Raw genomic sequence first — 22,968 nt, 5'->3', positions numbered from 1 at the left:
CCGCCCGAAGGCGGGTTATTTATTACTGCAGCTGCGCCAGCGTAAAGTAACCGTCGAAAACAGCCCCCGTATCAATGTAGTGAAGATTATTAAAATCATACCTTCTGTCGAGAGGCGTATGCCCAAACCAGAAATGATCCGCGCCGCTGATGCCCTCTCCTTTGCCCACCATAAATCCCATCAGCCTGTCGCGGTTCCATAAGACGCGCTGGGCACTGACCGGTTTTTGCCACCGGTATTCCGCGGCAGGATAATCAGCATGGGCAATCACATTCAGACCGTTCGCACAGGTTATCTCGATGATATGCGGTAAATCGCGACAGGCGTCGAGCAACGACAGGGCAAGCTGTTGCTGGTCGCGTTCAAGATGCGAAAACCATATTCCGCCATTCATTGTCCAGAGTGAAAAATCGTTATTATCCAGACTGTCGAGAGCCATTTGCTCATGGTTTCCCCGCACGGCACGAAACCATTTTTCATGAATTAACTGCAGGCATTTAACGCTATCAGGGCCACGATCGATCACATCCCCGACTGAAATAAGTAAATCCTCATATGGGTTAAAATGACGGCGTTTAAGCTCATCCATAAGCCACTGGTAACAACCGTGTATATCGCTGACAACCCAGACGTGACGCCACATCCCACCTTCAATTCGCTGATACATAGAACCTCCTTAAAACAGTATAGCCGCCGCAGAAAAGGCGACAGACCGGCGCGGTCGTCACGAAGTGAAACAAACGGTAAACCAAACAGAAATAAAGATCCTCGCGCTATTAATCCCTTTTTATTGGCTCTTTAGAATAAGGGTATAAAAAAAGAGGGGTCTTCACGTGTCTAATACGCACCTGCATAACGATGTTTTCTATCCGCATCGCACAAACATTATTTCCGAGCTGGTGAACGGCAAACGCGTGCCGGGCCCAATCTGGCGTAAACGCGAATATCGCCTGAAGTTCCTTTTACGCTCGCTTCTGTTCTGGTCTTCTACCCATCGCATGCTGGAAGCCCTTTCGGGTCGCGACGATTTCGACAGGCTGCTGGCCTCTCAAATTACGTTGCCCAGCAAGACCCACCGACAGTATCTGATGCGCGGCCTGACGGCTAACGATCGCGCCGACGCTATCGTCAACCATTACTACTGGATTGATAGCCTGAAAGAGAGCGGTCTCGCTCAGGCCCTGAGCAGCCCGCAGGAGCAAACCGTTGTGCAGTTCCACGCCAAAGACGGCGTAACCTATACGGTCAATGCCTCCTCTGCGGGGAAAGCCGAGCGCGAAGGCGAAAGCACGCTGTGGCTACGCGACAACGAGGATACGCTGCTGGCCAGCCTGACCTTTAGCGTCGCGCGCAGTAACGGCCAGCAAGTCATGGTCATCGGCGGGCTTCAGGGGCCCCGCCGCAGCGTATCGCGAGATGTCATTAAGCAGGCCACCCGCGCCTGTCACGGCCTGTTCCCTAAGCGCGTGTTAATGGAAGTTCTTTTTCAGCTGGCTGCACAGTCATCTGTCCGGGCGATTTTTGCCGTCAGCGATGAAGGGCACGTTTTCCGCGCGTTGCGATATCGCCTGAGCAAAGGCCGCCATTTCCACGCCAGCTACGATGAATTTTGGGCGTCTCTGGACGGTAAAAAACTTTCAAGCTTCTGCTGGCAACTGCCGCTGCAGATGGAGCGTAAATCCCTTGAAGAAATTGCCAGTAAAAAACGCGCCGAATACCGCCGTCGCTTTGAGCTGCTCGATGAAATAGAGGCATCCGTTAAGTCCCACTTTTAAGCCTGGCTGGCGTCTTCGCTCACTGCATAGCGGATGCATTCCGTTTAAAAAAGAATGATAAAGCAGCGCACTATTGCACAGGGCGAGGGCGCTCAGTTAGCATTGCGCGAAATGAAACCGGCGAATGCGTTGGGAAGAGCGCAATGTGGGCGCAAAAATGAGGGACTTCGGTAATGATCTATGACTGCTTCTTATATTACGATGAAGATATGCTTCTCGAAATCAGGCTAAACACGCTCGCGGGCGTTGTCGATCGCTTCGTTATCGTTGAGTCAACGTATACCTTTACCGGTAAAAAGAGGCCGCTGCATTTTGACATTAATAAATACAGCCAGTTTAAAGATAAAATTATCTACGTTGTTCATGATAAAGAGCCGATTACGAAAGCCGCTGAAGAATCACACCCTGCTCGGGAGGTGATTCCGGGTCTGCCAGAGGGAATGGTGGTGGATGCGTGGGCAAATGAAGCCGCGCAGAGGAATGCCATCATGCAGGGTTTGACGCATGCCAACGATGATGATTTGATTTTAGTTTCCGATGTCGATGAGATATTTTCACCACAGGTGGTAGCATCGATAAATCCCAAAAAGCTCTGCACCACTATTTATCAGAATTTCTATAATTATCAGTTCAACCTGCAGGTTTTTAATACTGACAACACGCCAAGAAAATGTAAATTACCGCGAGCCACACAATATAAAAATCTCGTTAGTTTCTTTGGCGGCGAACCTGAATCATTCAGGAATCTTAAACGCACCCGAAGCGTTAAAAACTGGTCCTGGCTAAAGTGGAACTGGTTCAAGATTAACAACAGCATTATTGACAATGGTGGCTGGCACTTCTCGTGGGTAATGACACCCGAGCGCATCTCAGAAAAAATGTCGACCATATCCCATACTGAATACGATCTTCCTGAGTTTAACAACCCGGAACACATCATGAAGGTCATTAAAAATGCGGAAGATATCTGGGGGCGGGACAGGACGTTAATCAAGCAAGAGCTAACGGTTGAAAACTTCCCGGAGTACATTGTCCGCCACAAAGACAAATTCAGCGCGTTCATTATTTAGCTTAGGAATGCCCTTTTGCTCGCCAGAGGGCGTTTGCTCAGCGGTCGCTCGGCCACAAAATTTTAACATAGATCCCAAAAAACCCTGGACGCACGCGGTCCTGAGTATGTTATGGTTTAGACAGGATATGGAATGTTCGAGAAAGTTTCGGGTGATTTAGAGTCAACACCGAACAACACTTTGAAAAACATACAGATAAAAAGAGACCGAATACGATTCCTGTATTCGGTCCAGGGAAATGGCTCTTGGGAGAGAGCCGTGCGCTAAAAGTTGGCATTAATGCAGGCTAAGTCGCCTTGCCTTTTAAGAATAGATGACGACGCCAGGTTTTCCAGTCCACAGCAAAAGCGGTCGGAAAAAAAGCGCCAGAGCATCATTAAAAGTGAAAAACCGCAGTGCTTTCGCAAGCATCTGCGGTTTTTTATTGGAAACCCGAACGTTAGCAGAGCTTGTCGGCGCGCTCGATAAACGGCGCCAGACTCATTTTTTGTCCCGGATGCGCCGGGTCATCGATCTGAATAATGCTAATCGGCTGGCCGCTGCTCTTGCCGCTGGCTACCTGCTGCTCTGCGGTATCATTCAGCGGGTATTGCACCAGCGTACTCGGGTTGATCGCATACAGCGCATGGCCTGGACGGCAGGTCAGCATCACCTCTTCGCGATTGAACGCCCATTTGTCCTTACCCACTTCAAAACGACTCACGGTGATAACCTGCGGTGCGGCAAGGGCGCTCCCCGTACAGGCCAGCAATAAGAGAGAAAGTACTGTCTTTTTCATATGATATTTAACCTTGTCAGAAGGGTTCCCAGGTGGCGAACAGACTGACCGTTGCCAGCACCAGCGCTCCCAGCACCACTTCTGCCTGTGTCATCCTGATAAAAATCTGTTGTGCTCGCCCGCTCTCCGGACGAAACCGTGGCACCAGAAAATACCGATTTGCCAGCGCAATTACCACCATCAACGCCACCAGCGCACATTTGAACAACAAAAACCGCACGTAGCCAGCCTGCCAGGGAATATCGAGGCCCAGTATCATGAGCGCATTTATCACCCCGGAGAGCAGCACGCCCGCAACGGCGTAATGCCCCACGCGCGAGAAGCGCATCATGGTAAAGATGGCGGCATTCTGCCAGCGCCCTTTCGCCAGACGCATGCAGAACAGCAGGGGCAGTAATCCGCTAAGCCAGGTGGCGGCACATATCAGGTGAAAAGCATAATTAAGACGCTGCAGCGCCCCCATCGGACCGTCGTTCATCGCCGCATGCCCTACCCCAGCCAGCAGGATAAGCTGGCCCATTGCGAGCAGCAGCAGACGCGAACCTTTCAGCGGCGCGAGCCATGCCGCACTGACCGTCAGCGCAGCGAGAATTATTTGCCACAGCCAGACGCCGCCAAACCGGGTTCCCATCACGCTGAACCAGATCTGTGGCGCAAACACATCTCCCCAGCCGTTGCCCATCAATCCACCCTGCAGCACAAACATCAGGACTGCTGCCGCCAGGCTCACTAAGGCCGCCACTTTCTGCTGCGACTGAAAACGCCGGGACAGCAGACGGTGGAGAGAGGAAGGCGCAAACCAGACGCTGTAAAGCGCATTGCCAAACACCAGCATCAGCGCCCCGAAATGGATAAAGCGTAGCCCGATATAACACAGCGCCAGCATGCTATTTCACGCTAAAGTGATAGCTGCCTTTGGTTTTATGGCCGTCCACGGAGACCACATGCCAGTCCACCTGGTAAGTCCCTGACGCCAGGGTTTGTTCCAGCGGCACGGTGAGCTGAGCCTTATTCTGTTCGTCGCGCGTAGCGGGTCCCGTTTTGATGACCTGCTTTTGCGCATCCGTTACCACTACACCGCTAAAACCAGGTTCGATACCTTCCGAAAAATTCAGCGTAAGTGCCTGCGGTGCGGTCACCACGCTGTCTGCTGCCGGGATCTGCTGTTTAAGATGTGCATGTGCCAGCACGGAAGGCGTCATCATTGTCGAGGCCACAAAAACCAGTGCGCAGACCGCGCGGGAAGCGGAGAAACCCATCCTATCATTCCTTTTTGTTATGTCTGTATGCTAAAGAATAACGCTGTATAATAAACGAGTCGAGGATCATCCTGCCTCCGCTTGTCATCGTCGTGCAATCGCGGTAACGTTGCCGCCGCATAAAAAGGAGAAGGTAATGAAGATCAATCTGGCCGCCCTTCCGCAGGACGAGATGGATAAAGTGAATGTCGATCTCGCAGCCGCTGGCGTCGCGTTCAAAGAGCGTTACAACATGCCCGTCGTGGCTGAAGTCGTGGAACGGGAACAGCCCGCCCATCTGCGCGACTGGTTTCGCGAAAGACTCATCGCCCACCGCCTCGCCTCGGTCAACCTCTCCCGTTTACCGTACGAGCCTAAAGTTAAATAAGCTTAACGAGTCGTTACATTTCCTTACGCGGAATCTGGCAGGATAAGAAAACCCTGATTATTTTAGGTGTATTCTTAAATCTCTGCGACTCAGTGTATAAGGAAGTCACGATGTCACATTGGAATATAGCGGCAGCCCAGTATGGCGGGCTGCATCAGACTGTAGATGACCATGTTAAGCACCACCTGCGCTTCATCGCCGAAGCAGCACGGCAGCGGTGCGATCTGCTGGTTTTCCCTGAACTCTCATTAACGGGCTCTGGCTCGCCGACGTTACCTCCCCCGCCCGATGACGCGCAGCTGGAGCCGCTGCTCAACGCGGCACATCTACATCAGATTACCGTTATTGCCGGGCTCCCCCTGGAACAGAATGGCCAGCGCCAGAAAGGCCTTGTGCTGTTATCGCCCGCTCGCCATCGCATTTTGCGCTATCCGCAAGGGCGCGGTGCCAGCCTCGTGCCGGGGGATAAACACCTTACCATCCTTGATGCACATCCCGATTCGCCCAATCTCGATCCCCGGGCAACGCTTGTTACCAGCTGCCAGTCGGTGGGGGATAATCGCTGGCGGCAGTCCATCAGTAACCTGCAGCGCTTCGCGCATAAATATGCCATTGCGGTGCTGATGGCGAACGCCTGCGGCGGCAGCGCGCTGTGGGATGAAAAAGGCCAGCTGATCGTGCGCGCGGATAAGGGCGAGCTTCTGGTGACCGGCACGCTCGGCGGAGAGGGTTGGCAAGGCGATATCATTCCTTTAGGCTAGGCGTTTTAAGCTCAGGAGTTTTCAATGCTGCGCGTCATCGATACCGAAACTTGCGATCTTCAGGGCGGAATTGTGGAAGTGGCCTCTGTCGACGTGGTTGATGGTAAAATCGTCAACCCCATGAGCCATCTGGTGCGTCCCGATCGCCCCATCAGCCCTCAGGCGATGGCTATCCATCGCATTACCGAATCGATGGTGGCGGATAAGCCGTGGATCGAAGAGATTATTCCGCACTACTACGGTAGCCCGTGGTACGTCGCGCATAACGCCAGCTTTGACCGCCGGGTGTTGCCTGAAATGCCGGGGGAATGGATTTGCACCATGAAGCTGGCGCGTCGTTTGTGGCCTGGGATTAAATACAGCAACATGGCGCTGTACAAGTCCCGCAAGCTGAGCGTTCGTACCCCTGAGGGGCTTCACCATCACCGCGCCCTGTATGACTGCTATATCACCGCCGCGCTGCTGATTGATATTATGAATATCTCTGGCTGGACACCGGATGACATGGCGACGATCACAGGACGTCCCGCGCTGCTGACCACGTTTACCTTTGGTAAATATCGCGGGAAGCCGGTGTCCGAGGTGGCGGATAAAGACCCGGGCTATTTGCGCTGGCTGTATAACAACCTCGACAGAATGAGCCCGGAGCTGCGCTTAACGCTGAAACATTATCTGGGCGACGCTTAACGCTCCGCACGGCCTGGCAGCGTGTCCTGCGCCAGGCCTATCAAGAAGGCATATTCCAGAGCAACCCCTTCGTACGATTTAAATCGCCCCGATTTCCCCCCGTGTCCGGAATCCATGTCGGTACACAGCAGCAGCAGATTGTCATCGGTTTTCAGCTCACGCAGTTTTGCCACCCATTTTGCCGGCTCCCAGTATTGCACCTGAGAATCATGCAAACCGGTGGTGACCAGCATATGCGGGTAGGCTTTCGCCTCCACGTTATCGTACGGGCTGTACTCTTTCATATAGCGGTAGTACAGCTCATCCTGCGGATTCCCCCACTCCTCAAACTCCCCGGTAGTAAGGGGAATGGATTCATCGAGCATGGTCGTGACCACATCGACAAACGGAACCTGCGCGACAATCCCCTTAAAGCGGTCGGGACGCTGGTTGATCGCTGCCCCCATCAGCATACCGCCCGCGCTGCCCCCCATCCCAAAGCAGAGCTGCGGATCGCCGTAGCCCTGCTCAATCAGCGCATCGCAGACGTCGAGGTAGTCATTGAAGGTGTTTTTCTTCTTCAGGAATTTCCCGTCTTCATACCAGTGCTGGCCCAGCTCACCGCCGCCGCGAATATGGGCGATGGCGAAAACAAAACCGCGATCGAGCAGGCTTAACCGGCTGCTGCTGAAATCGGCGTCCATGCTTGAGCCATACGAGCCGTAGCCGTACACCAGGATCGGGTTTTTGCCTTTCTGGAAATGAGCCCGATGGTAAACAAGAGAGACAGGCACCTCCACGCCATCACGGGCGGTGACCCACAGGTGCTCGCTGCGGTAGTTGTCGGACTCAAACCCTTTTACCTCGGTCTGTTTAATGACCTGACGCTGCCCGGTGTCCATATCCAGCTCAAACAGGGTGTCCGGCGTGGTCATGGAAGAGTAGCCGTAGCGCAACCGCGACGATTCGGGTTCAGGGTTGAAACCAATCCACGTCACGTAGGCCGGGTCGTCAAACGCAATCCCCACCACTTCCCGGGTTTTACGGTTGATTTGCCGGATACTGGTCAGCCCGCGCTGACGCTCTTCGACCACCAGCCAGTCGGTAAAGAGGGTGAACCCTTCCAGCATCACCTGATCCCGCGCGGGGATAAGCACCTCCCACTTGCGCTCATCGCGCACTTTGGTTTTATAGAGACCAAAGTTTTTGCCCTCGCGATTGGAGCGCAAATAAAAGCTGTGCTGGAAGTGGTCCAGGCTGTACTCGTGATCCTTGCGGCGCGGCAGGAAACAGAGCGGCTGGGCATCCGGCAGTTCGGCATCCAGCAGCAGAACTTCCGACGTCGTCGCGCTGGCAAGGAAGATAATCACATAGTGGCGTGAGGAGGTTTTATGCAGGCTGACATAGAAGGTTTCGTCTTTCTCTTCATAAACCAGCTCGTCGTCAGCGGAGTCCGTTCCCACGGTATGTCGCCACACCTGGTAAGGCAGCAGCGTCGACGCGTGTTTTTTGACGTAGTAAACCGTCTCGGAATCATTTGCCCAGACAAAATCCGGGGAGACGTTTTCCAGCATTTCCGGATACCAGTTGCCGGTCTCCAGATTACGAAACCGCAGGCCGTACTGGCGGCGGGAGAGATAATCCTCCGCCAGCGCCATCACCGCGTTGTCAGGGGAAATGGACATGCCGCCCAGGGTATAAAACTCGCTGTGGGCGGCGCGCTGGTTGGCATCCAGCAGAATATCCCACTCATCCCATTCGGCGCTTAACACCGACTGACGCTGGTAGATGGGATACTCATTGCCGGGCTCGTAAATATGGCGATAGCGATAGCCATTTTTGGTCCAGGGCGCGGAGATATCGCGCTGGGGAATACGCTGCACCATTTCATTCAGCAACTGGTCCTGAAGCGTCTGCTGGCTGGACATGACCTTGCGGCCATAGTCGTTTTCCTCGTGCAGGTAGTCGAGTACCTCTGGCCGGGAGCGAGAATCGTCCCGCAGCCAGTAATAGTTGTCTATACGCGTATCGCCATGCGTGGTGATCGCATAAGGAGTACGTCGGGCTTTCGGTGGCATGTCATCATTCTTTTAAGTTTTACACACTATAAGGTTGGCAAAACCCACGCATGATGCAAGCGAAACAGCGTCGCGACGGCGACGGCTATCCCTGTAACGCCTGTTTTTGTTCCCGGATATCCCGCTCAATGCCCTCGCGCACGTCCTGAGGGATCTTTAACGCATCGCCCAGGGCGTTAAGGTAGCTCCGCTCCATAAAATGATCGATATCGATGGCTGCGCAGCTGAGTAAATAGAGCTCCAGCGCCTCTTCCTCATTTTTCACACTTTGCGCAAGACGCTGCGGCTCGAGCGGCTGTTCTATCGCCTGCGCCACCAGCACTCTTCCCTTCTCTTCAACGCCGGCTTCGCGCAGCTGCTGCTCGATCGCCGCTCGTTCCTTATCGTCAATATGCCCGTCGCTTTTCGCGGCAAAAACCAGCGCAAGAATGAGCCGTTCGGTACGCAGATCCAGCGGCGAGGTGTGCTCGCCGTAATGCGGTTCATCGCTGTGCGCGGTCCGTATTCTGTCCTTGTATTTATTCCACAGCACGGTGCCCGCGATGGCGCCGCCGCCGGCCAGCAGCGCGCCTGTACCATACTTTGCCAGCAGCTTGCGTGAGGATTTATTCGCGACCAACAGGCCTGCCAGCCCGCCGAGCGCCCCGGGTACCAGCAGTTTGCTGAGGTCCCGTTCGCCAGACGATGTTTTCTGCCCTAACAGGGATTGCAATTGATTTAACCAGCCAGACATGGTTTCCCTCACTTAACGGTGAACATGTTTCACAGCGTAAGCGAGCGGGCGTCAGGAAATGTCTGGTCGGGCTAAAGAAGCGCAAATTTCTGTCCCCTCGCTTAGCCGTGCACGAGACAGACGCAAACGTTTTCGTTTATACTGCGCGCAACTTTTTCAGGGGGATTGTTATGATTCGTTTAGGAACTGCGCTGCGGCCTGCGGCGACGCGAGTGATGCTGTTGGGATCGGGCGAGCTGGGAAAAGAGGTCGCCATTGAGTGCCAGCGTTTAGGTGTGGAAGTCATTGCCGTAGACCGTTACGCCGACGCACCCGCCATGCACGTCGCCCATCGTTCTTATGTGATTAACATGCTGGATGGCGATGCCCTTCGCGAACTGATTACGCGCGAAAAACCCGATTTTGTCGTGCCGGAAATTGAGGCCATCGCCACCGATACGCTGATCGCCCTGGAGCAGGAAGGCCAGCGCGTGGTGCCCTGTGCGAAAGCCGCAAAGCTGACCATGAACCGCGAAGGCATTCGTCGCCTGGCGGCGGAAGAGCTGGGATTGCCCACCTCGAGCTACCGTTTTGCTGGCGATAAGGCCGCGTTTCTGCAGGCCGTCGAGGAAATTGGCTACCCGTGCATCGTTAAGCCGGTGATGAGCTCCTCCGGAAAAGGACAGAGCTTTATTCGCGACAGCGGTACCCTGGATAACGCGTGGGATTATGCCCAGCAGGGTGGCCGTGCCGGAGCCGGTCGCGTAATCGTCGAAGGCGTCGTGAAGTTTGATTTCGAAATCACCCTGCTGACCGTCAGCGCCGTTGACGGCGTCCATTTCTGCGACCCGATTGGTCACCGTCAGGAAGATGGCGATTACCGCGAATCCTGGCAGCCGCAGCAGATGAGCGCCCTGGCGCTAGAGCGTGCTCAGGAGATCGCCCGTAAAACCGTCCTGGCGCTGGGCGGGTATGGCCTGTTCGGCGTGGAGCTGTTTGTGTGCGGTGATGAGGTGATTTTCAGCGAAGTCTCCCCTCGCCCGCATGACACCGGCATGGTCACGCTGATTTCGCAGGATCTCTCCGAATTCGCCCTGCACGTGCGCGCGTTCCTTGGCCTGCCCGTCGGCGGTATCCGTCAGTACGGCCCGGCCGCCTCGGCGGTGATCCTGCCGCAGCTAACCAGCCAGAACGTCACGTTTGATAACGTCGACGGGGCGGTGGGTGCAGGATTGCAGGTACGTCTGTTCGGCAAGCCGGAGATCGACGGAACCCGCCGTCTTGGCGTGGCATTAGCCACCGGGGATAACGTTGACGACGCCGTGGCGAGAGCGAAAGCGGCCGCTGCGAGCGTCAAGGTTGCAGGATAAAAAAACGGGCCAGAAGGCCCGTTTTTCATATGGCGAATGGCTTACTGCTTCGCGCCTTCAACCGCTTCACGAGCCAGTTTGGTGATGCGATCCCAGTCGCCCGCTTCCAGCGCATCCGCCGGAACCAGCCATGAACCGCCGATGCACAGCACGCTTTTCAGCGCCAGGTAGTCACGGTAGTTGGCAGGAGAGATACCGCCCGTTGGGCAGAAGCGTACCTGAGAGAAGGGACCCGCAATCGCCTGCAGCGCTTTGGTGCCGCCGTTCGCTTCAGCCGGGAAGAATTTGAATTCTTTCAGACCGTAGTCCATGCCCAGCATCAGTTCAGAGACGGTGCTGATGCCAGGGATCAGCGGAATAGTACCTTCGGTGGCGGCTTTCAGCAGCGGCTCGGTCAGGCCAGGGCTGATGGCGAACTGCGCGCCCGCTTCGGTCACTTCCGCCAGCTGCTGCGCGTTGAGAACGGTACCCGCACCGATGATGGCGTCCGGCACTTCTTTGGCGATAGCGCGGATAGCGTCCATCGCGCAGGCGGTGCGCAGGGTCACTTCCAGAACGCGAACGCCACCCGCAACCAGCGCTTTCGCCATCGGTACAGCGTGCTCCAGCTTGTTTACCACGATAACCGGCACGACAGGGCCAGTGGTCAGGATTGCTTCTGCACTTGTTTTCCAGTTTTTCATCAGAGTTTTCTCTCGCCAGATCGTTAAAATCAAGTCGTCTTAAAACGTAATACAGGTTGCGCCCTGCTCCGCACCGGAGAGTTTCTCACGCAGCGCGCTGAACATTTCGCGTCCGGTCCCCACGCGCGATGCGCTCAGGTCAGGAATATGGGGCTGACGTGCCGCCAGCTCGGCTTCATCCACCAGCAGGGTTAACTCGCCCGTCTGGCCGTTCACGCGGATCATGTCACCGTCGCGCACTTTCGCCAGCAGACCGCCGTCGTAGGCTTCCGGCGTCACGTGGATGGCTGAAGGCACTTTACCGGATGCCCCGGAGAGGCGTCCATCGGTGACTAGCGCAATTTTGAAACGGCGGTCCAATAATACACCAAGTGGTGGCATAAGTTTATGTAATTCTGGCATCCCGTTGGCTTTAGGCCCCTGGTGACGCACCACCACCACGCAGTCTTTATCGAGCAGACCGGCGTCAAAGGCGGGTAACACGTCATGCTGGCTTTCAAATACCACCGCCGGCGCTTCGATAACCTGGTTCTCTTCCGGTACGGCAGAGGTCTTCATTACCGCACGACCGAGGTTGCCGCTCAGCACTTTGGTGCCGCCGTGAGGAGAGAACGGTTTGTCGATAGTGGCAATCACCTGCGCATCAAGAGACGCGCTCGCCCCTTCACGCCAGTCCAGCTCGCCGTTGTTCAGCCACGGCTCCTGGGTGTAGCGCTGAAGGCCAAAGCCCGCCACGGTATTCACGTCTTCATGCAGCAGCCCGCCTTTCAGCAGCTCGCGCATCAGCAGCGGTACACCGCCTGCGGCCTGGAAGTGGTTAATATCCGCCGGACCGTTCGGGTACAGGCGCGCCATCAGCGGCACCACGGAAGAGATCTCGGAGAAGTCATCCCAGTTAATCAGAATGCCCGCCGCACGCGCCATGGCCACCAGGTGCATGGTGTGATTGGTTGAGCCCCCGGTTGCCAGCAGCGCGACAATCCCGTTGACGATGACTTTTTCGTCGACCATTTTGCCCATCGGCATCCATTCGTTGCCGTTGCCGGTCAGACGCGTGACCTGACGGGCCGCGGCCTCTGTCAGCGCCTTGCGCAGCGGCGCATCTGGCTGGATAAAGGACGAGCCCGGAAGCTGCATTCCCATAAATTCCACGACCATCTGGTTAGTGTTAGCCGTACCGTAGAACGTACAGGTTCCCGGCGCATGATAGGACGCGGCTTCCGCCTCCAGCAGCGCCTGACGGTCTGCTTTCCCTTCCGCGTACAGCTGGCGGATACGCACTTTTTCTTTGTTCGGCAGACCGCTCGCCATTGGGCCGGACGGGACGAAGATCGCAGGCAGATGCCCAAACGACAGCGCCGCCATCACCAGGCCCGGGACAATCTTGTCGCACACGCCGAGGTACAGCGCGCCATCGAACATATTGTGTGACAGCCCCACCGCAGCAGACATGGCAATCACTTCGCGGCTCAGCAGGGACAGCTCCATACCGTCCTGCCCCTGCGTCACGCCGTCACACATGGCAGGTACACCGCCCGCCACCTGGCCCACCGCATTTACGCTGTGCAGCGCGTTACGGATGATAGTGGGATAAACCTCATACGGCTGGTGGGCGGAAAGCATATCGTTATAGGAGGTAATAATGGCGATATTGTTACGCAGCATGCTTTTCAGCGACGCTTTATCATCAGGCTGGCAGGCGGCGAAGCCGTGCGCCAGGTTCCCGCAGGCCAGCTGAGATCGGTGGACGGTGCTGCTCTTTGCCTGTTCAATCCGGGCGAGGTAGGCCGAACGGGTCTCTTTCGAGCGCTCGATAATGCGTTGTGTTACGCGTAACAATGTCGGATTCATAAAAGCTCCTCTAAATTATCTGTCCGGCTCGGGAGTTTACAAAGTCGCTGGCAGTTGTTAACAACGCTGAAACGCTTGCTGTCCGGAGCTCAGGGGCAAAATCACTTCCGGCAGTGTAATAAAAAAAGCTCCGCGGGTGAATCCACGCGGAGCTTAAAAGTTGAAAATTGTGCCACTAGCTGTGTTAGATCATGTTACCGGTAAAATAACACTTTCGAGCTAGAGGATTATCTCACTCAAACTCGTTCCAGGAGCGGCCATCGCGGGTGATCATCGCCACCGACGCGACAGGTCCCCAGGTACCCGCCTGATACGGTTTTGGCGCATCCTGATCGGCAGCCCAGGCTTCGGTGATGGAGTCGACCCATTTCCACGCCTCTTCCACTTCGTCGCGACGCACGAACAGCGCCTGGATACCGCGCATGGTTTCCAGCAGCAGACGCTCGTAAGCATCGGCCAGGTGCGTCTGATTGAAGGTTTCGGAGTAGCTCAGATCCAGCTTGGTGGTCTGCAGGTTGTGTTTATGATCCAGCCCCGGCACTTTGTTCAGGATCTGGATATCCACGCCCTCGTCCGGCTGCAGACGAATAGTCAGTTTGTTCTGCGGCAGTTCCTGCCAGGACTCTTTGAACAGGTTCAGTTCCGGGTTTTTGAAATAAACAACCACTTCGGAACATTTGGCCGGCAGACGTTTACCTGTGCGCAGGTAGAACGGAACGCCCGCCCAGCGCCAGTCGTCGATATCCACGCGGATCGCCACGAAGGTCTCGGTGTTGCTGGACTTGTTCGCGCCCTCTTCTTCCAGGTAGCCCGGCACTTTTTTGCCTTGCGCAAACCCGGCGGTGTACTGGCCGCGGACGGTCTTCTCACGCACGTTGGAGCGATCGATGCGGCGCAGTGACTTCAGCACCTTCACTTTTGCGTCACGGATGCTGTCAGCCGTCAGGTCAGACGGTGGAGACATGGCAATCATGCACAGAATTTGCAGCAGGTGGTTCTGGATCATGTCGCGCATCTGACCGGCCTGGTCAAAGTAACCCCAGCGACCTTCAATCCCCACCTCTTCCGCCACGGTGATTTCCACGTGGTCGATAGTGCGGTTGTCCCAGTTATTCACAAACAGGGAGTTAGCGAAACGCAGCGCCAGCAGGTTCAGTACCGTCTCTTTACCGAGGTAGTGGTCGATACGGTAGACCTGGCACTCTTCAAAGAACTCGCCCACCTGGTCGTTGATTTCACGCGAGGTTGCCAGCGACGTACCCAGCGGCTTCTCCATCACGACGCGCGCCGGTTTGGCGTTCAGTTTGGCTTCGCCCAGACCTTTGCAGATGGCGCCGAAGGTGCTTGGCGGCATGGCGAAATAGTTAATGGTGACACGGTTTTTCTGATCCAGCATCGCGCCTAAGCGGGTAAACGCGCTGACGTCATTAACGTCCAGGTTGCAGAAATCGAGGCGTCCACTCAGGGTATCCCACAAACTTTCATCAATTTTTTCCTTCATGAAAGTTTCGAGCGCCTCGCGGACGACTTTGGTATAAGCGTCCTTATCCCAGTCTGCGCGCCCGACACCCAGGATACGGGTATCCGGATGAATTTGGCCCGCTTTCTCCAGTTGATACAGGGAAGGCAGCAATTTTCGGCGTGCAAGATCGCCTTTCGCGCCGAAAATGACCAGGTCACATGCCTGGGCTGTTTGCGTTACCGCCATGTCATTCTCCTCAGTTGGATCACCTGGTACTTCTGCCAGGTATCGTTGTAATTTTATTACAATGCACTGTACTGCTTTTACGTCATTCCCGAAACCATTAGCGCTTATCGTCGCGTGCGATAACGCGATTTTTCCCCCTTTGGAGGATTACGACGGCGCAATGACGCAACAACCGTCGTTTCTTTGCGCAACGGGGTCACAGCAAAACCCGACACCGATCAAGTAATGAAAAAAAACAACAACATTATCTTGTCGATTGTTACCCTTAATGGAAGCCACAAGGGTAATATCGGTTAAATCGAATCACGATTTCATCAATTTATGAAATCGTTTACACCCATGAGCGTCCTGTTAACATGAACATGCTGGAAAAAATCCAGTTTCAACTGGAACACCTTAGCAAATCCGAGCGAAAAGTGGCCGAGGTCATTCTCGCCTCCCCCGCTCAGGCGATTCATTCAAGCATCGCCGCTCTGGCACAGGAAGCGGGTGTTAGCGAACCGACGGTCAATCGCTTTTGCCGCAGCCTGGAAACGCGCGGCTTTCCTGATTTTAAACTGCATCTGGCACAAAGTCTGGCTAACGGCACCCCATATGTTAATCGTAATGTGGATGAAGACGACAGCGTTGATGCCTATACCGCGAAAATTTTTGAATCGGCCATGGCTTCGCTTGACCACGTGCGCCAGTCTCTGGACATGAGTTCCGTGAATCGCGCGGTGGATTTGCTCACCCAGGCCAAGCGGATTGCGTTCTTTGGTCTCGGGTCGTCTGCCGCCGTGGCGCATGACGCCATGAACAAATTTTTCCGCTTTAACGTCCCGGTGATTTATTCCGATGACATTGTGCTGCAACGCATGAGCTGTATGAATTGCAGTGAAGATGACGTCGTGGTACTGATTTCGCACACCGGGCGCACCAAGAGTCAGGTAGAGCTGGCACAGCTGGCCCGTGAAAACGATGCCATGGTGATTGCCCTCACCACGGCAGGCACGCCGCTGGCGCGTGAGGCGACGCTGGCGATCACCCTCGACGTGCCGGAAGACACCGACATTTATATGCCGATGGTTTCCCGACTGGCGCAGCTCACCGTGATTGACGTGCTGGCAACCGGTTTTACCTTGCGTCGGGGCGCAAAATTCCGGGATAACTTGAAGCGGGTCAAGGAAGCGCTGAAGGAATCGCGTTTTGATAAAGAATTGCTTATAAAGAGCGATGTTCCCTGATAGTTGATAACGAAGACGTAACCAATAATTACGATGTAACGATTTACGGCATTCGGTCCCCTCTCCGCTGCCTTGCAGCAGATGAAGGCCGATTCAATGTTCACGCAACACCAAAGTTGTTTCAGTCAACGGAGTATTACATGTCCAGAAGGCTTCGCAGAACCAAGATCGTAACCACCTTAGGCCCGGCCACCGATCGCGATAATAATCTTGAGAAAATTATCGCCGCCGGCGCCAACGTGGTGCGTATGAACTTCTCTCACGGTACGCCAGAAGACCATAAATTACGTGCCGATAAAGTGCGTGAAATCGCAGCCAAACTGGGCCGCCACGTTGCTATCCTCGGCGATTTGCAGGGTCCAAAAATTCGTGTATCGACCTTTAAAGAGGGTAAGGTTTTCCTCAATATCGGCGACAAATTCCTGCTTGATGCCAACCTGGGCAAAGGCGAAGGCGATAAAGAGAAAGTCGGTATCGACTATAAAGGCCTGCCGGCTGACGTGGTGCCGGGCGATATCCTGCTGCTCGACGACGGTCGCGTACAGCTGAAGGTGCTGGAAGTTCAGGGCATGAAAGTGTTCACCGAAGTCACCGTCGGCGGCCCGCTCTCCAACAATAAAGGCATCAACAAACTGGGCGGCGGCCTCTCTGCAGAAGCGCTTACCGATAAAGACAAAGCGGACATCGTGACGGCTGCGCTGATCGGCGTTGACTACCTGGCGGTCTCCTTCCCGCGCTGCGGTGAAGATCTGAACTATGCGCGTCGTCTGGCGCGTGATGCAGGCTGCGATGCTAAAATCGTCGCGAAAGTTGAACGCGCGGAAGCCGTTTGCGATCAGGATGCCATGGACGATGTGATCCTCGCGTCCGACGTGGTAATGGTTGCGCGTGGTGACCTGGGCGTGGAAATTGGCGACCCTGAGCTGGTAGGGATCCAGAAAGCGCTGATTCGTCGCGCACGTCAGCTGAACCGCGCGGTGATCACCGCCACTCAGATGATGGAATCGATGATCACCAACCCAATGCCAACCCGCGCAGAAGTCATGGACGTGGCTAACGCCGTGCTGGACGGTACCGATGCGGTGATGCTCTCTGCGGAAACCGCTGCGGGCCAGTATCCGGCAGAAACCGTGGCCGCTATGGCGCGCGTCTGCCTGGGCGCTGAAAAGATCCCAAGCATCAACGTTTCTAAACACCGTCTGGACGTGCAGTTTGACAACGTGGAAGAAGCGATTGCGATGTCTGCGATGTATGCGGCAAACCATCTGAAGGGCGTTACCGCGATCATCACCATGACCGAATCTGGCCGCACCGCGCTGATGACCTCTCGTATCAGCTCTGGTCTGCCGATCTTCGCCATGTCCCGTCACGAACGTACCCTGAACCTGACGGCGCTGTACCGCGGCGTGACGCCGGTTCACTTCGACAGCACCAGTGACGGCGTAGCTGCGGCGCATGATGCCGTAAACCTGCTGCGCGATAAAGGCTATCTGGTGTCCGGTGATATCGTCATTGTGACCCAGGGCGACGTTATGAGCACCATCGGCTCAACCAACACCACGCGCATTATGACCGTCGAGTAATAATGTCTGTGTTAAAAAGCCCTCTCCAGATGGAGAGGGCTTTTTTTATTTCCGCGGATAAAGCTCTTTGCGTTTATAGGGCTCGGTTTCACCCGGCTTACGCGTTTTAAGCAGCTTCAGGATCCACGTGTACTGTTCGGCATGCGGCCCCACCAGAATTTCCACCTCTTCGTTCATTCGACGCGCGATCGTGTGGTCGTCCGCGGTCAGCAGATCATCCATCGGCGGACGGACCTCAATACTCAGGCGATGCGTTTTGCCGTCATAGACCGGGAACAGCGGGATCACGCGGGCACGACAGACTTTCATCAGGCGACCAATCGCGGGGAGCGTCGCTTTATAGGTCGCAAAGAAATCGACAAACTCGCTGTGCTCTGGGCCGTGGTCCTGATCCGGCAGATAGTAGCCCCAGTACCCCTGACGCACCGACTGAATGAAGGGCTTAATGCCATCGTTACGCGCATGCAAACGTCCGCCAAAACGACGACGCACCGTATTCCAGACAAAATCGTAGATTTTATTTCCCTGGTTATGGAACATCGCCGCCATTTTCTGGCCCTGAGACGCCATCAGCATCGCCGGAATATCAACGCCCCAGCCGTGGGGAACAAGGAAAATGACTTTCTCGTCATTGCGGCGCATCTCCTCGATGATGTCCAGCCCTTTCCAGTCAACGCGATCGACGATTTTATCCGGCCCTTTCAGCGCCAGTTCAGCCATCATCGCCATTGCCTGCGGGGCGGTGGTGTACATCTCATCAATGATTGCCTCGCGCTCGGCGTCGCTTTTCTCAGGAAAACAGTAGTAGAGGTTGATCTGCGCGCGACGGCGGGCGCTCTTGCCTAAACGCCCGGCCAGACGGCCAATTTTCCCCAGAACGGGATCGCGTACGGAAGCCGGCAGCAACGCCATCCCCGCAAAGGCATAGACACCAAGCCAGGCGCCCCAGTTGCGCGGATGGCGGAAGGATTTTTCAAACTCAGGAATGTATTCAATATTGTTTTTTTTGGTTTCCATGCTGGATCCAGGGTCTGATGACGCAAAATTTTATTCAGATAGTGTAGCGAGGCAGTCGTCCACGCACAAAAGAAAAAGCCGGCGTCAGTGTGCGCCGGCTTTTTTAACAAAAACAGAGAGCTTAGTTTAGGCTCAGCTGCGGCATCACCTCTTTCACCTGCGCCAGATAATCAGTACGATCTTTACCTGTCAGGCCTTCGGTACGCGGCAGTTTCGCCGTCAGCGGGTTCACGGCCTGTTGGTTGATCCACACTTCATAGTGCAGGTGCGGGCCGGTAGAGCGTCCGGTATTGCCGGAAATCGCGATACGGTCACCACGCTTCACCTTCTGGCCTGGTTTGACCAGCAGCTTGCGCAGGTGCATGTAGCGGGTCGTATAAGTACGACCATGTCGTACCGCGACATAATATCCGGCGGCACCGCTACGCTTGGCCACCACCACTTCACCATCTCCAACCGCCAGTACCGGCGTGCCCTGCGGCATGGCAAAGTCAACGCCACGGTGCGGCGCGACGCGCCCGGTTACAGGGTTCAGACGACGCGGGTTAAAGTTAGAGGAGACGCGGAACTGTTTTGCCGTCGGGAAACGCAGGAAACCTTTCGCAAGGCCCGTACCGCTGCGGTCATAGAACTTACCGTCTTCGGCACGAATCGCGTAGTAATCTTTGCCTTCGGAGCGCAGACGTACGCCCAGCAGTTGGCTTTGCTCGCGCTTGCCGTCCAGCATTTCGCGGGACATCAGGACGGAGAACTCATCGCCCTTCTTCAGCTTGCGGAAATCCATCTGCCACTGCATGGCTTTAATCACCGAGCTGATTTCAGCGCTGGTCAGGCCTGCATCGCGCGCGCTGGAGACAAAGCTCGCGCCCACGGTGCCTTTCAGAACGCTGTTAACCCAGTCGCCCTTCTGCATTTCGCTGGTCATTTTGAAACCGTTTGCAGTGCGATCGTAGGTGCGGGTTTCGCGGCGGGACATTTCCCAGGTCAGACGCTGGAGATCGCCATCCGCCGTTAAAGTCCAGGAGAGCTGTTGTCCGATTTTCAGGTTACGAAGATCTTTATCCGCAGCCGCCAGCTGGCTGATATTGCCCATGTCGATGCCGTACTGGTTCAGCACGCTGCTCAGCGTATCCCCGGTAGAGACAACATATTCGTGGATACCCGCCTCGTTCTCGGTTTTATCGTCCAGCTCATCCTGCGGGATGGCTTCATCTTCCTGAGCCGCCTGGTCGATAGGCTCACTGGCTTCAGGCAGCAAAGAACGGATTTCGCTCTTTTCAAGCTCAATGGTTTTAATGATAGGGGCAGAACTCGGGTGGTAAACATAGGGCCGCCAGACGGCGACCGCTAAGGTGAGAACTGTAAGCGACCCCAGCATAACGCGGTGGGGTCGTGGCAGATTGTTAAATGCCAGGGCGACAGAGCGGGCTATCTGTTGCACGTATTCACTTCCTCGTTAATCTCCTTTCAGGCAGCTCGCATACTGGTTCGCCAGTTGGCTGAGAAACTGCGAATAGCTCGCTTTGCTCAACTGGATATTCGTACCTAGCGGGTCAAGGGTTCCCATGCGCACGGATGTTCCCCTGGCCACGGCTTCTACGACCGCTGGCCTGAACTGTGGCTCAGCAAAAACGCATGTCGCTTTTTGCTCAACCAACTGTGTTCTGATTTCATGTAAACGCTGCGCACCAGGCTGAATTTCAGGGTTGACGGTGAAGTGGCCCAGTGGGGTCAAACCGTAGTGTTTTTCGTAATAGCCGTAGGCGTCATGAAAAACGAAATACCCTTTACCTTTCAACGGTGCGAGCTCATTACCAACCTGCCTATCGGTTGCGGCTAATTGTGCCTCAAAATCCTTCAGGTTGGCGTCTAGTTTGGCTCGACTTTGCGGCATAAGTTCCACTAATTTGTCGTGGATTGCAACCGCTGAAAGCCGCGCTATCTCTGGGGATAACCAAAGATGCATGTTGTACTCGCCGTGATGGTGATCTCCATCACCTTTTTCGCCGTCTGCGGCATGATGGTCATGTTCGTCGCCGTCGTCATCCGCCCCTTTCATGAGCAACGGTTTCACGCCGGAGAGTTCGGCAATCGCGACCTGTTTTTCGCCAGCAACCTGTTTTGCTGACTTTTGCATAAACGCTTCCATTTCAGGACCAATCCAGACGACTAAGTCCGCGTTTTGTAAGCGTTTTACATCTGACGGGCGCAGGGAATAGTCATGCTCAGATGCACCATCAGGGAGCAGAACCTGGGTTTCCGTTACCCCGTCGGCAATGGCCGACGCGATGAATCCGAGTGGTTTAAGCGAAGCGACAACCGCAGCGTTAACATCTTGTGCGGTTGTACCCAAAAGGGCAGCGGATAATGCTGCGAAAAGAAGCGTATTTTTATGTAACATAATGCGACTAATCATCGTAGTGAATGCGTGGAATGTGATATTATAACATTCGTTGACTTCTTCAAGCTTAAAATGACATGACGACATTGGTTTCTCTTGAAAATATTTCGGTCTCATTCGGGCAGCGCCGCGTCCTCTCTGACGTGTCGCTCGATCTGAAGCCCGGCAAAATTCTGACGCTGCTCGGCCCCAATGGCGCAGGCAAATCCACCCTGGTGCGCGTGGTGCTGGGTCTGGTCGCACCCGATGAAGGCGTGATTAAGCGCGAGGAAAAATTGCGTATTGGCTATGTGCCGCAAAAACTTCATCTCGACGCAACGCTGCCGCTGACGGTCAGCCGTTTCCTGCGTCTGCGCCCCGGCACCCGAAAAGCCGATATTCTCCCGGCGCTAAAACGCGTGCAGGCGGGCCATCTTGTCGATGCGCCGCTGCAAAAACTGTCCGGCGGTGAAACTCAGCGTGTTTTGCTTGCCCGCGCGCTGCTGAGCAGCCCGCAGCTGCTGGTACTGGATGAACCAACTCAGGGTGTGGATGTGAATGGTCAGGTTGCGCTTTATGATTTGATCGACCAGCTCCGTCGGGAACTTGATTGCGCCGTGCTGATGGTGTCTCACGACCTGCATCTGGTAATGGCAAAAACCGACGAAGTGCTGTGTCTCAACCACCATATCTGCTGTTCCGGTACGCCTGAAGTGGTGTCAATGCACCCGGAGTTTATCTCCATGTTCGGCCCCCGCGGCGCTGAACAGCTGGGTATTTACCGTCATCATCATAATCATCGCCATGATTTACAGGGACGAATCGTACTGCGTCGGGGAAATGGACACTCATGATTGAACTGTTACTGCCCGGCTGGCTGGCCGGGATTATGCTTGCCTGCGCCGCGGGTCCGCTCGGCTCGTTTGTTGTCTGGCGCAGAATGTCCTATTTTGGCGATACCCTGGCGCATGCGTCCCTGCTGGGCGTAGCCTTTGGTCTGCTGCTGGATGTAAACCCCTTCTACGCGGTGATTGTGGTCACGCTGCTGCTGGCCGCCGGTCTGGTCTGGCTGGAAAAGCGCCCTCACCTCGCCATTGATACGCTGCTTGGCATTATGGCGCACAGTGCCCTGTCTCTGGGCCTGGTGGTGGTCAGCCTGATGTCGAACATCCGCGTGGATCTGATGGCCTACCTCTTCGGCGACCTTCTGGCCGTAACGCCGGAAGATCTCATCGCTATCGCCGTTGGCGTGGTGGTGGTGCTCGCTATTCTGCTCTGGCAGTGGCGGAATTTACTGGCCATGACCGTCAGTCCGGATCTGGCATTTGTCGACGGCGTGAAGCTGCAGCGCGTAAAACTGCTGCTGATGCTGGTGACGGCGTTAACGATTGGTGTCGCAATGAAGTTTGTCGGCGCGCTGATTATTACGTCGCTGCTGATCATCCCTGCCGCCACGGCGCGTCGTTTTGCCCGTACGCCGGAGCAGATGGCCGGCGTAGCCGTGATTATCGGAATGATTGCGGTAACGGGGGGATTAACCTTCTCGGCGTTCTATGACACGCCAGCGGGGCCGTCAGTGGTGCTCAGTGCGGCGGTGCTGTTTATCTTCAGTATGATGAAAAAGACCGCGAACTAACATGGAGGGCGCTGAGGCCCTCACCCTGCCCCTCTCCCTCAGGGAGAG

Annotated in this window: 22 protein-coding genes; 10 read left to right on the top strand and 12 right to left on the bottom strand. The window is 55.3% G+C overall.

Features of this window, described 5'->3' with window-relative positions; translation table 11 throughout:
- Nucleotides 1-22 precede the first annotated feature (22 nt).
- Entirely contained in the window at nt 23-667 is a 645-nt protein-coding gene (gene pphA, locus FOY96_RS08460) for a protein-serine/threonine phosphatase (RefSeq protein WP_033145837.1), read from the bottom strand.
- A gap of 166 nt (nt 668-833) precedes the next feature.
- On the opposite strand from pphA, the gene FOY96_RS08455 reads away from it, so the two are divergent.
- Both FOY96_RS08455 and FOY96_RS08450 read left to right on the top strand, forming a co-directional pair.
- A complete protein-coding gene (locus FOY96_RS08455; RefSeq protein ID WP_094935590.1) occupies nt 834-1,775 on the top strand; it encodes a VirK/YbjX family protein in 942 nt (313 codons plus the stop codon).
- A 173-nt stretch (nt 1,776-1,948) separates the two neighbouring features.
- The gene (locus FOY96_RS08450) at nt 1,949-2,845 is read left to right on the top strand and encodes a glycosyltransferase family 17 protein (RefSeq protein ID WP_143346835.1); all 897 of its coding nucleotides are present in this window, start codon (nt 1,949-1,951) and stop codon (nt 2,843-2,845) included.
- Between the two features lie 439 nt (nt 2,846-3,284).
- Here the strand turns inward: FOY96_RS08450 and FOY96_RS08445 are convergent, their stop codons facing one another.
- The 3 genes from FOY96_RS08445 to yobA are packed head-to-tail and all read right to left on the bottom strand — an operon-like array spanning nt 3,285 to nt 4,882.
- Nucleotides 3,285-3,623, bottom strand: a complete 339-nt coding sequence (locus FOY96_RS08445; protein WP_033145840.1) for a YebY family protein — start codon at nt 3,621-3,623, stop codon at nt 3,285-3,287.
- A gap of 16 nt (nt 3,624-3,639) precedes the next feature.
- Nucleotides 3,640-4,509 carry a copper homeostasis membrane protein CopD gene (gene copD / locus FOY96_RS08440; RefSeq protein WP_143346834.1) on the bottom strand — a complete coding sequence of 290 codons (870 nt, stop codon included), beginning with the start codon at nt 4,507-4,509 and terminating at the stop codon, nt 3,640-3,642.
- 1 nt (nt 4,510) lies between these two features.
- The gene (yobA, locus tag FOY96_RS08435) at nt 4,511-4,882 is read right to left on the bottom strand and encodes a CopC domain-containing protein YobA (RefSeq protein ID WP_143346833.1); all 372 of its coding nucleotides are present in this window, start codon (nt 4,880-4,882) and stop codon (nt 4,511-4,513) included.
- Nucleotides 4,883-5,018: 136 nt separating this feature from the next.
- Here yobA and FOY96_RS08430 point away from each other — a divergent pair, with 136 nt between their 5' ends.
- From FOY96_RS08430 to exoX, 3 genes are all read left to right on the top strand, one after another.
- Nucleotides 5,019-5,249 carry a DNA polymerase III subunit theta gene (locus FOY96_RS08430; protein WP_008500465.1) on the top strand — a complete coding sequence of 77 codons (231 nt, stop codon included), beginning with the start codon at nt 5,019-5,021 and terminating at the stop codon, nt 5,247-5,249.
- A gap of 110 nt (nt 5,250-5,359) precedes the next feature.
- Complete coding sequence (locus tag FOY96_RS08425; protein WP_048979922.1) at nt 5,360-6,010, top strand: carbon-nitrogen hydrolase family protein; 651 nt, start codon at nt 5,360-5,362, stop codon at nt 6,008-6,010.
- Nucleotides 6,011-6,034: 24 nt separating this feature from the next.
- Nucleotides 6,035-6,697, top strand: a complete 663-nt coding sequence (gene exoX / locus FOY96_RS08420) for an exodeoxyribonuclease X (protein ID WP_010432611.1) — start codon at nt 6,035-6,037, stop codon at nt 6,695-6,697.
- Here the strand turns inward: exoX and ptrB are convergent.
- Nucleotides 6,694-8,754, bottom strand: a complete 2,061-nt coding sequence (ptrB, locus tag FOY96_RS08415) for an oligopeptidase B (protein ID WP_143346832.1) — start codon at nt 8,752-8,754, stop codon at nt 6,694-6,696. The two genes, exoX and ptrB, sit on opposite strands and share 4 nt — an antisense overlap.
- 85 nt (nt 8,755-8,839) lie before the next feature.
- Nucleotides 8,840-9,487, bottom strand: a complete 648-nt coding sequence (locus FOY96_RS08410) for a tellurite resistance TerB family protein (RefSeq protein ID WP_143346831.1) — start codon at nt 9,485-9,487, stop codon at nt 8,840-8,842.
- A 170-nt stretch (nt 9,488-9,657) separates the two neighbouring features.
- Between FOY96_RS08410 and purT the strand changes: the two genes are divergently transcribed.
- Nucleotides 9,658-10,836: a formate-dependent phosphoribosylglycinamide formyltransferase gene (purT, locus tag FOY96_RS08405; RefSeq protein WP_048977667.1), complete on the top strand. Its 1,179-nt coding sequence runs from the start codon at nt 9,658-9,660 to the stop codon at nt 10,834-10,836.
- A 41-nt stretch (nt 10,837-10,877) separates the two neighbouring features.
- Here the strand turns inward: purT and kdgA are convergent, their stop codons facing one another.
- The 3 genes from kdgA to zwf all read right to left on the bottom strand — a co-directional run bounded on the left by kdgA (nt 10,878) and on the right by zwf (nt 15,078).
- On the bottom strand, nt 10,878-11,519 hold the full coding sequence (gene kdgA, locus FOY96_RS08400) for a bifunctional 4-hydroxy-2-oxoglutarate aldolase/2-dehydro-3-deoxy-phosphogluconate aldolase (protein WP_014884307.1): 642 nt from the start codon (nt 11,517-11,519) through the stop codon (nt 10,878-10,880).
- A gap of 39 nt (nt 11,520-11,558) precedes the next feature.
- Nucleotides 11,559-13,370: a phosphogluconate dehydratase gene (gene edd, locus FOY96_RS08395; RefSeq protein WP_047061092.1), complete on the bottom strand. Its 1,812-nt coding sequence runs from the start codon at nt 13,368-13,370 to the stop codon at nt 11,559-11,561.
- Between the two features lie 232 nt (nt 13,371-13,602).
- Entirely contained in the window at nt 13,603-15,078 is a 1,476-nt protein-coding gene (zwf, locus tag FOY96_RS08390; RefSeq protein ID WP_023312228.1) for a glucose-6-phosphate dehydrogenase, read from the bottom strand.
- A 356-nt stretch (nt 15,079-15,434) separates the two neighbouring features.
- On the opposite strand from zwf, the gene FOY96_RS08385 reads away from it, so the two are divergent.
- On the top strand, nt 15,435-16,304 hold the full coding sequence (locus FOY96_RS08385; protein WP_023312229.1) for a MurR/RpiR family transcriptional regulator: 870 nt from the start codon (nt 15,435-15,437) through the stop codon (nt 16,302-16,304).
- A 140-nt stretch (nt 16,305-16,444) separates the two neighbouring features.
- Nucleotides 16,445-17,887 carry a pyruvate kinase gene (pyk, locus tag FOY96_RS08380; RefSeq protein ID WP_143346830.1) on the top strand — a complete coding sequence of 481 codons (1,443 nt, stop codon included), beginning with the start codon at nt 16,445-16,447 and terminating at the stop codon, nt 17,885-17,887.
- 45 nt (nt 17,888-17,932) lie between these two features.
- On the opposite strand, the gene lpxM is transcribed toward pyk, so the two are convergent.
- From lpxM to znuA, 3 genes are all read right to left on the bottom strand, one after another.
- The gene (gene lpxM, locus FOY96_RS08375; RefSeq protein ID WP_029741765.1) at nt 17,933-18,904 is read right to left on the bottom strand and encodes a lauroyl-Kdo(2)-lipid IV(A) myristoyltransferase; all 972 of its coding nucleotides are present in this window, start codon (nt 18,902-18,904) and stop codon (nt 17,933-17,935) included.
- 121 nt (nt 18,905-19,025) lie between these two features.
- Nucleotides 19,026-20,345: a murein DD-endopeptidase MepM gene (gene mepM / locus FOY96_RS08370; RefSeq protein WP_024909694.1), complete on the bottom strand. Its 1,320-nt coding sequence runs from the start codon at nt 20,343-20,345 to the stop codon at nt 19,026-19,028.
- Nucleotides 20,346-20,360: 15 nt separating this feature from the next.
- A complete protein-coding gene (gene znuA, locus FOY96_RS08365; RefSeq protein ID WP_143347762.1) occupies nt 20,361-21,305 on the bottom strand; it encodes a zinc ABC transporter substrate-binding protein ZnuA in 945 nt (314 codons plus the stop codon).
- A 77-nt stretch (nt 21,306-21,382) separates the two neighbouring features.
- On the opposite strand from znuA, the gene znuC reads away from it, so the two are divergent.
- Nucleotides 21,383-22,138 (top strand): zinc ABC transporter ATP-binding protein ZnuC, encoded by a 756-nt coding sequence (gene znuC, locus FOY96_RS08360; RefSeq protein ID WP_023312233.1) that lies wholly within the window; start codon nt 21,383-21,385, stop codon nt 22,136-22,138.
- Entirely contained in the window at nt 22,135-22,920 is a 786-nt protein-coding gene (znuB, locus tag FOY96_RS08355) for a zinc ABC transporter permease subunit ZnuB (protein WP_029741768.1), read from the top strand. Before znuC ends, znuB begins: the two co-directional genes overlap by 4 nt.
- Nucleotides 22,921-22,968: the final 48 nt, after the last annotated feature.

This window comes from Enterobacter asburiae (assembly GCF_007035645.1).
Classification (GTDB): Bacteria; Pseudomonadota; Gammaproteobacteria; order Enterobacterales; family Enterobacteriaceae; genus Enterobacter; species Enterobacter asburiae_B.
The sequence above is the reverse complement of the archived record's forward strand: the minus strand, read 5'-3'. Positions and strand labels throughout refer to the sequence as shown.